Genomic DNA, 9,380 nt, shown 5'->3' with positions numbered 1-9,380 from the left:
AGGCTCATATCATTTCCTTAATCTATTGACGTTATTGTCTCAAAATTAAGTGTCCGATGGGATTAGACCAGAACAGATCTCCCACGGAGCAAATTCAGCGGCATAAGACAATTTGGAGTCAGGGTTACCCCCAGCTTTCTTGGGAAAATGGTATTCAAGATAACCAGAGCCGCCTCCGGAGCGCACTGAATTCAATATCTCACGATAAAGATAAACGCCATAGCTGTCTTTGGTTGAACCAACGTTACTGCCTATTTTAGTCGAGCCTTTTAAACTGGCCTTTAAGACAAAGTCATCGTTAAAAGCGAAGAAGTAACCATCAGAGCCATAGGCCATTTCGGAAAGCTGTTTAAAAGCGAGTTGCTGCGCTGTTGCTAATTCCATTTCGCCACGAGCGACTTGCCCTTGATAATGAGAAAACACCCCCATCGATGCTTCAACTTGATGTTTTAGCTGCTGTTTTCGCTCCGCTAACATGCTGTCTTTTAGCTCTAACGCGCCAAACCAAGCCATCAACAGAATGGACAAAGAGGCAAACGTCACCAAAAAAGAGATCTTACTTTTAACCGATAGGTTTTTGATATAGTCCATTATGTTACCTAATGTATTATGCAAACAGTCAATAGTGAGAACAGTTCTCATCTAGACACAACGGCAGCAATATAGCAAAAGTGAAGCTAAAACCACAACACGCTAGGATTCAAAATATATCCCTAAAGTTATATTCCTGATGTATGTTTGATGCTTCTACGGACTTAGATCATATTTATGTTGAATTTATCGAACGAGGGGGGGAAGTTATAAAATATATGTATAATTTTACACCACAAAACGAAATTATTTATGCGCTAACGCACTTGTTAATGGGATGTAGAAGAGGAATATACAAACTGTGATGGGATAGTGAAACTAAATCGACTACCAACGCCTACTTCACTTTCAATTTCTAGGGCACTGTTATGATGGCTTAACGCATGTTTTACAATGGACAAGCCTAAGCCCGAACCGCCCGTCTCTCGAGACCTTGCTTTATCAACTCGGTAGAAACGTTCGGTTAAACGAGATATATGTTCTGGCGCAATACCATTGCCTTTATCGGTTACGGCAAAATGCGCACCTTGGTCTTGTTTTAACCATTGAACCTTAATTTCGCGGTTAGCAGGCGTATAATAAACCGCGTTATAAACCAAGTTAGAAATGGCACTTCGTAACTGCTCAGCATCGCCGTGCACTTTTAAGTCAGGGTTTACTTCAAACACCAGTTGATGCTTTTTATCACCACTTAAGGCTTGCGCCTCTTTTTCAACCAAACTCAACATAGACGGTATATCAACCATCTGTTCAAGATCGACATCAGGTGTGGCTTCAATACGAGACAAAGTGAGTAACTGTTCAACCAGCGAATCCATGCGCGCCGTTTGCTCTGCCATTACATGGTGCGCTTTACCCCACATACCTGAACTCGTTTCAGGGGCATCTTCAATCATTTCCAAGTAACCTTTTAGAACGGTTAAAGGCGTTCTTAATTCATGAGACACACTGGACACAAAATTTCGGCGCATCGCTTCTAATTGGCGCACATGAGTCACATCGCGTGCCACCAACATATTTTGCCCCGAGGTATAAGGCATGATGCGAAATTCCAATAATTTGTCGGATTGAACCGGAGAAACCACTTCGAGGGGCGTATCAAAGTCTCGCGCTTTTAAATAGTCGACAAAATGAGGCGTACGGATCAGATTACCAATATGCTGCCCCGCGTCTTCCGGCCAACGAAAGCCTAAAATCCCTTCCGCTAGGCGATTACACCAAATAATGCTGCCATCGGTTTTAAACACCACTGCCGCATCAGGCAAGGCCTCAGCCCCTTCTCGAAAACGGCGAATAACACTGGCTAATTCTCGACGACGAACGCGGTGTCGCTGTTGCAACTTATAGATACCGTTAAATACAATTTCCCAGCTACCTCGGCCATTGGGCGGGATCAAACTGCGATCATGCCAAAGCCAGTCAGCCAACTTTTTCTGGTTGTTATAATGCCAGGCAAGGTGGGCAACAGTGGCAATTAAAAGACATAAAGTCAGCTCATCAATGATCAAACCAAGAATAATAAAGGGAATATAGAAAAACAGCACACGAACAAAAAGTACCATCCAAGAGAAAGGTTGCAACATAGAGCGTACCGTTTTCCTTTTTTTAGCCTATCCAGTCAATATAGTCTGGCAACATCCGTTTAGGAAGCCACTACATCCGTGTTGAAAAGCGATAACCCGCACCACGTACCGTTTGAATTAAACGGTCATGGCCTTCATCTGCTACTGCTTTACGTAAACGGCGAATATGAACATCAACAGTGCGGTCTTCCACATAAACGTTGGTACCCCACACATTATTAAGCAACTGCTCACGGCTATATACACGCTCGGGATGTGTCATAAAAAAGTGCAGCAACTTAAACTCTGTTGGCCCCATTTCTAATGGGTTTTCATTAGCACTGACGCGATGAGAAACTGGATCTAACTTCAAGCCTTGAACTTCAATCACATCATCTAAAGAGGTTGGTGAAACGCGGCGCATTACCGCTTTAAGTCTCGCCATCAGCTCTTTAGGTGAAAAGGGTTTAGTGATGTAATCATCGGCGCCCACTTCGAGGCCACGGATCTTATCTTCCTCTTCACCACGCGCTGTCAGCATCACTACCGGAATTTGACGCGTAATGTCGTCTTGCTTTAGCTGTTTTATCAGTTGGATCCCGGTACCACCAGGCAACATCCAATCTAATAAAATTAAGTCAGGAAACGGTTCAACTAATTTCTCTAATGCCATCTCGAAATCAGACGCTTCAATTGCCTCATAACCTTTTTGCTCTAGCACAAAACAAAGCATTTCACGAATAGGTGCTTCATCCTCTACTACAAGTATTCTTCTAGACATCTTGTAACTCTATGTTTATTACGATTGAGTGCATTATTAGCTGTTTGTATGACACTTATATGACAAACAAGCCTTGACTCGAGCAATAGTGATATTTTTGTGACGTTAAGATGAAAAAAATCTGCACATTAGCGATCTCTTCCATCCAGCATAAAAACCAAGCTAATTCGGTAATATCGATATTTAAGCTCGAATATTACGATACATCATTAAGGTAAAACAAGGGTTAAAGTGCTTCCCATCGATGTTTTACTAACATCCACTCGTGTACTAAGTTGCTCTTTCATCTCAGAAACATGAGAAATTACTCCCACCATACGGCCACTACTTTGCAAATCCATTAAGGTTCTTACGGCTAAATCAAGGGATTCTTGGTCTAAGCTGCCAAAGCCTTCATCGATAAAAAGCGTGTCTAACTTAATACCACCGGCGTAGGCTTGCACCACTTCAGAAAGCCCTAACGCCATCGCCAGCGCCGCCATAAAACTTTCGCCGCCACTTAACGTTGCCACCGAGCGCACCTTGCCTGTGTATGCATCTTCTACTTCTAGCTCTAGCCCTGACGCTTTATTGCCTTTGGCTCTTTCTTCTTTGCGCAATAAGCGATACCGACCCTTACTCATTAACTGTAGTCTGGCACTGGCATCTAGCAACACATCATCCAGTAACACGCTCAGCACAAATCGCTGTAAGCTAATCTTATTTCCTGTTTGACCATTGGCGACATTAGCCAGCGTGCCGACAACTTCGTATTCTTGTTCAACCTGCGTTATCTTTTTGCCCAGCTCAGCTAATTGCAGCGCGGCTTTTTGCAGCTGCTCTGCGCGGTGATGCAGCCCTTGCCAAGTCGCTTCGGCTTGTGTTTTTTGCGCCAATAGCATCTCAGCTTGCTGCGTTAATTGCGCCATATCAGGCTCGCTAACATCGGCTAATTTGTGAGTCAGCTGAGCGGTGTTGGCCTGATTTTTCTGGCAAGCTTGCTGATAAGCATTGATTTCTTCAGTCAGGGCGCTGATTTCCGCTTTGGTTAAACAAGCTTGTTTGTAAGCAGCCAGATCGGCAAAATTTGCCGCTGCTAGCTGATGATTAAACTCAGTTAACGCCTGCTCTTGGCGCGCTTTACTGGTTTCATTTTGTGCTATCGCAGCGGTGTTCGCCGCCTGCAGTTGCGCCAGTGCGGTTTGCGCAACTTGGTGCTGGTCTCGTATGGTTTGAATGTTAAGCTCAAGTTCAGTCAGCACTTTTGTCGCTGCGGTAATGGCCAGCTCAAGTTGCGTTAGAGAGCTAAAGTCAGTGGGAATTTGCTCGCGCAGGCTAGCCTCTTTACCTTGCAATTGCGCCAGCTGACTTTGTAATTGGTTCACTCTTTTCGACTCAGCGTCGACTTGTTGGCGCAGTGGCTCCTCTTGTTGCTGCTGTTGCTTTAAGCGCGCCGCAATGGTTTTCACCTGATTTTGCGCCAATTGCGCCTGTTCAACTTGCCCCTTTAACCCATGCAGATGCTGGGCTAACTGCTGTGCACTGTATTGAACATATTCCCCCAAACTTAACGCCAGCTCAGCAACAAATTGCTGCTTTTCCGTTAACTGCACATTTAAGCTTTTGTATTCTTGGCGTGCGCTGGCCAAGTCCTGCTGCGCCTTATTCGCCTGCTGGGTTAACTGCTCTAATACCGCTTCTGTGGGTAGGTCATGTTGTGGCTGGGCAGGCACAGGATGCGAACCACTACCACAAACCGGACATGGCAAGCCTTGCTGCAGAGTTTGCGCCAAAATGGCCGCTTGACCTTGATGCCAGCGTAATTGCGCCTGATTAAGCTGCTCACGCGCCTGTTGTTCAGCAAGGTTTAACGCCTTGCCATTAACCAAAGACTGTTGCAGCTTTTCGCCTAGCGAGGCTAGTTCAGCACTGGCTTTAAGCCACTGTTGGTGAGTCTTTTCGTGAGCTTGTAAAGCATTAAATTGCTGCTGCAAATTAAACAATGGCTCTGCTAGTTGTTGCTGCTTTGCCAGCTCGGCGTCATCAATTTGCTTTTGTTGTAAACATTGCGCCAACTTCTGCTCAAATGTTTGCAGCTGTTGCTGGCCGTTCAAGCGCGCGGTTTCGGCTTGTTTTATTTCACGAGCAAGTTCAGCAAGAGCGTTAAAAGGCACAGTTAAACCATTAAGCTTTTGTAACTCAGCTTGTTCAGCTTTAGCTTGCTCGTTTAACTGCGCTAATTGAGCAAATTCAGCCACTTTTTCGCTGGCTACCCGCTGCCCTTGCTTTAATTGCTCTTCACTTTGCTGCAACGCTTTTTGGCTTAACTGCGCCTCTTGTTCGCGCGCCAAATAAAATTGGTAACTAGGCTCAATCTGCTGAGCTTGCTGGCCACGCTCACACCGTTGCTGAGTTTGCGTTATCACGCCGCTTTGCTCATCTAGCTTAAGCTGCTCGGCTTTTAATTGGGCTAAAGCGGTAAAGTCCGCGGCAATACTTTTGGCACTAACAAGAGCATGGTTAGCTTGCTCGTATGCTTGTGTGTGAGCATTTTTTTGCGTTAAGGCATCCGCCAGCTTCGGCGCAAGCTTAGTTTGCTCATCTTCTAACGAAACCCCTTCTTCAAGCTCTAAGGCATTGATCATACCGGTGCGTTGATTGGTCAAGGCTTCGTTTTCTTTACGTAGCGCGGCGGCTTGGGCTTTTAGCTTGTCTTCAATTTTGCGATATATTTGAGTTTGAAACAGCTGACTAAAGATCTTTTCCCGCTCTTTTGAATCCGCCATTAACAGCTGGCGAAACTTGCCTTGCGGCAACACCATCACTTGACGAAACTGATCCGCATCCAGCCCAGTTAACTGCTCAATTAAAGCATTGGCTTCGCTAACTTTACTCGGCACCAATAACACTTCTTGCTCGCCATCTACGCGATATAACTGCGCCTCTGGTTTTTGGTCTGTGGTGCCCTCACCGCTTTTTTTCGGCCTTGCCTGCTCCGGTACACGGCGAATACGATAGCGCTGCGAGCCTAGTTCAAATTCAAAGGTCACTTCGGTCAGTGTCGTTGGCGCGGCATAATCACAGCGCATCTGCGCCGCTTCGCGCTCATCGCCGGTGCTTTTGCCATATAAGGCAAAACAGATGGCATCTAAAATAGACGTTTTACCGGCGCCAGTGGGACCATTGAGTAAAAACAGCGGGTTTTGCCCGAGCTTGGCAAAGTCGATGGTTTGAGTATCAGCAAACGGGCCAAACGCCGTCATGGATAAATGAATCGGTCTCATTGGCTTTGCTCCTGCTGGTGAAGTTCATCTAAGGTGGCGTTAATACAAGCTTGTTGCTGCTCACTGAGCGCCTCTCCTTGCACCTGCGAAAAAAAGTCACTGAACATCGCCATTTCGCCTTTTTTGATGTGATCAGTGCGCCGCTCTAATTGCGCCGACTCCGCCATCAAACCGGTGCGTTCAATATGCAATACATTGGGATACACTTGGCGAATTTTACCTATCACATCCAAGATCGCGGTTTTATCCAGCAAGCGCACCATAATGTAATCATCAAGGGCAGTATCTTGCTCACTACTGGCAATAATGTCCGCCAAAAACCCTTCAATAATACGCACATCACGCAGCGGCGTTAACGGCAATAGCTCAATCTGCGCAGGCGCATTATCAACCAACTCTACTAATGTGACGGATTTGTTTTGGTGCTGCTCACTAAAAGAATATTTCAAGATTGAGCCGCTATAACGCACATGAGGCTGGCCCTTGTATTGCGGGCCATGTAAGTGACCTAATGCAACATAATCAAACTCACTAAATAAATTGGGCGCAATTTTATCGGCGCCGCCAATGCTTAAGGGGCGCTCTGACTCACTCTCTTCGCCGCCATCTAAAAAGCAATGGCTAACCACCACATTTTTGACTTTATTGTTACTGGCATCAATCTGTTGCTGCACTTGCTCAAGTAACACTTGCATCGCTTCTTGATGGCTAGTTGCAGCGGTATCAAACACACTGCGCACCGTGGCTGGCTCAACGTAAGGCAGTGAATAAAAAGCCGCGCTAACACCTGAACGCCCTTTAATCACTACCGGCGTTATTTGCTCATTCAATGGGCCGGTAATATGCAAACCACTGGCTATCATTTGCGCACTGGCAAAACCTAACCGCTCAGCGCCATCGTGATTACCCGCGATCATCACCACAGGAATAGCTAACTCTTTTACCAAGGTTGTTAACACTTCATTGAGCAAACTCACCGCTTGCGCCGGCGGCACCGAGCGATCATAAATGTCACCCGCCACCACTACCGCATCCACGTGATGCTGCTGGGCTAACTCAATAATTTGATTTAATACATGGCGTTGATCGTCAAGTAAAGATTGGTTATGCAGTTGACGGCCAAGATGCCAATCAGAAGTGTGAATAAATTTCATTGAAATAATAAATGCCTAGTAAAAAAATGAGGAGTGGCTCGCCGAAAACAAAAAAGCCCAAAGCAGGGATCATAATAAGCTAAAAATAGTTTATCATGCATGCCTAAGTGACCTTTTCCAACCCTTCTGACGCTATCAATACGCTTAGTCATGCGTAAGGTGCAGATATTTTATATAAGTGGATCAATACTATGTGGTTTAAAAACCTGCAAATTTATCGTTTTACCCGCCCTTTTGAACACACCATTGAAGCCTTGGAAAACACCTTAACGGATTTTGAATTTGCCCCTTGTGGCTCGCAAGACGTATCGAAATTTGGCTGGGTAAAACCCTTAGGCAAGTTTGGTCAAACCCTGACTCACGGCGCTGACGGCAACATTCTGCTTTGTGTTAAGAAAGAAGAAAAAATGCTACCGGGCCCAGTGATCAAAGATATGGTCGAAGAGCGAGCCCTTGCCCTTGAAGAAACCCAAGGCCGCGCGTTAAAGAAAAAAGAAAAAGACGCGCTCAAAGAAGACATCATCATGGAGCTGCTGCCACGCGCTTTTAGCCGCACCAGCCAAACCTTTGCTTGGATCAGCCCAAAATCAGACTTACTTGTGGTTGACGCATCCAGCGCAAAAAAAGCCGAAGAATTAATTGCCCTACTGCGTAAATGTTTAGGCAGCTTGCCAGTGGTGCCGCTAAGCCTAACCACGCCACCAGAGCTGACCATGACCGACTGGCTTAACGAAGGCAACATTCCAGCTGGCTTTAACATTGAAGACGAAGCCGAGCTGCGCAGCGCCCTAGAGCACGGCGGCATTATTCGTTGTAAGCAGCAAGATTTAACCGCCGAAGAAATCAAAGCCCACTTAGACGCCGACAAGCTAGTGACCAAGCTTGCCCTAAACTGGCAAGAAAACGTGTCGTTCATCCTAGGTGAAGACATGGGCGTGAAACGCGTTAAATTCTCAGACGTATTGCGTGAAGAAAACGAAGACGTTGACGGCGATGACTTTGCCGCCCGCTTTGACGCAGACTTTGCGTTAATGACTGGTGAGTTAGAAGCCTTTATTCCCGCGCTAGTAGAAGCCCTTGGCGGTGAAGATAAGAAGGCGTAATTAGCCGTTTTCAATGCCCGCAAGCCTGAGGGTTTGTGGGTTGGACAGACATCCCTTTTGGTAGGTAGTTAAAAAATCATGGCTGACAGAATAAACTCAGCAGGAAAAATAAAAGTCGGGGATTACTTCGAAAGTTGCAGCTTCCACCCATGTCTATGCATCGAAGTAGATGAATCCGGTAGTAATATTGAGGGGATTTCCTTAATTGATGGCCGTATTCAAAATTGCAGCACCGTCCATTGTGGCATCCGTAAGTTAACTATTGATGAAGCCATAGAATGGAAAAAGCGAGGCCCGCAAGAGATCGAAGGCCAAAGAGTTGAGAATCAGTGGTGGTAAAACGACCAGAAAAGACAGAACAGGCATCTCTTTTGTGTCACCGTCAAGGCTTTTGGTAAGCACATTATTGCTCCTAGGATCTTGAGAAAACGTAATTGCTATGCAAAATTATAAATTCGTACTTGTATCAGTATCCGGCTATAAAAAAGAACATGACAAGCTGCTTAAGAGCTTACTCAACCAAAAAAATGAACTCTTTTGTGTGGTTGGTAAGGACTGTGAAGTATGGGAAGAAATCATGGATGAACTGTCCGTAGGAGATGGATCTAACCCTCTCCCTATAACCACGACTAGCCATCCAGACGAGTCCATCACTGACGTTATTGGGTTTGCACAAATGTTCAAAATTGAAAAAAGAAAAGATAGGCACTTTTTATTACTAATAAGTACAGCATGTTAGCCCAATCTACTCTTCCATATATAACAAAGATATGCGCAAGGTTCTGAGCTCTAGCCTTTTGCCTGTTAAGGTCTGCAAGTAGGAGCAGCAGTCATGCTGCGATAAACACCATCGCCCCATGACTGGGGCTTATATGGACTCCTCGTATTGTTCAATAGTTTTGCGATGTCATAGCATAAGATGCGTG

General features: G+C 45.6%; 8 protein-coding genes. 3 read left to right on the top strand and 5 right to left on the bottom strand.

Going from position 1 to position 9,380, the window contains the following annotated elements:
• Positions 1–45: 45 nt before the first annotated feature.
• The 5 genes from Q4519_RS20945 to Q4519_RS20925 all read right to left on the bottom strand — a co-directional run bounded on the left by Q4519_RS20945 (position 46) and on the right by Q4519_RS20925 (position 7,351).
• The gene (locus Q4519_RS20945; RefSeq protein WP_303515762.1) at positions 46–591 is read right to left on the bottom strand and encodes a cache domain-containing protein; all 546 of its coding nucleotides are present in this window, start codon (positions 589–591) and stop codon (positions 46–48) included.
• Positions 592–860: 269 nt separating this feature from the next.
• Positions 861–2,174, bottom strand: a complete 1,314-nt coding sequence (gene phoR / locus Q4519_RS20940) for a phosphate regulon sensor histidine kinase PhoR (RefSeq protein WP_232801827.1) — start codon at positions 2,172–2,174, stop codon at positions 861–863.
• A gap of 70 nt (positions 2,175–2,244) precedes the next feature.
• Positions 2,245–2,934 carry a phosphate regulon transcriptional regulator PhoB gene (phoB, locus tag Q4519_RS20935; RefSeq protein WP_232801826.1) on the bottom strand — a complete coding sequence of 230 codons (690 nt, stop codon included), beginning with the start codon at positions 2,932–2,934 and terminating at the stop codon, positions 2,245–2,247.
• Between the two features lie 209 nt (positions 2,935–3,143).
• Positions 3,144–6,197, bottom strand: a complete 3,054-nt coding sequence (locus tag Q4519_RS20930) for an SMC family ATPase (RefSeq protein WP_303515759.1) — start codon at positions 6,195–6,197, stop codon at positions 3,144–3,146.
• Positions 6,194–7,351 (bottom strand): exonuclease SbcCD subunit D, encoded by a 1,158-nt coding sequence (locus Q4519_RS20925; RefSeq protein ID WP_303515756.1) that lies wholly within the window; start codon positions 7,349–7,351, stop codon positions 6,194–6,196. Before Q4519_RS20925 ends, Q4519_RS20930 begins: the two co-directional genes overlap by 4 nt.
• A 191-nt stretch (positions 7,352–7,542) precedes the next feature.
• Between Q4519_RS20925 and rdgC the strand changes: the two genes are divergently transcribed.
• The 3 genes from rdgC (at position 7,543) to Q4519_RS20910 (ending at position 9,193) form a co-directional block, all read left to right on the top strand.
• Positions 7,543–8,454 carry a recombination-associated protein RdgC gene (gene rdgC / locus Q4519_RS20920; RefSeq protein ID WP_233051934.1) on the top strand — a complete coding sequence of 304 codons (912 nt, stop codon included), beginning with the start codon at positions 7,543–7,545 and terminating at the stop codon, positions 8,452–8,454.
• Positions 8,455–8,532: 78 nt separating this feature from the next.
• Positions 8,533–8,793: a hypothetical protein gene (locus Q4519_RS20915; RefSeq protein WP_303515750.1), complete on the top strand. Its 261-nt coding sequence runs from the start codon at positions 8,533–8,535 to the stop codon at positions 8,791–8,793.
• Positions 8,794–8,893: 100 nt separating this feature from the next.
• Positions 8,894–9,193, top strand: coding sequence for a hypothetical protein (locus Q4519_RS20910; RefSeq protein ID WP_303515748.1), 300 nt, complete (start codon positions 8,894–8,896; stop codon positions 9,191–9,193).
• Positions 9,194–9,380 lie beyond the last annotated feature (187 nt).

The sequence above is a fragment of the Motilimonas sp. 1_MG-2023 genome (genome assembly GCF_030547455.1).
GTDB lineage: Bacteria > Pseudomonadota > Gammaproteobacteria > Enterobacterales > CBDFNC01 > Motilimonas.
Note: the sequence above shows the minus strand (reverse complement) of the source record. Positions and strands in the feature narration are given on the sequence as shown.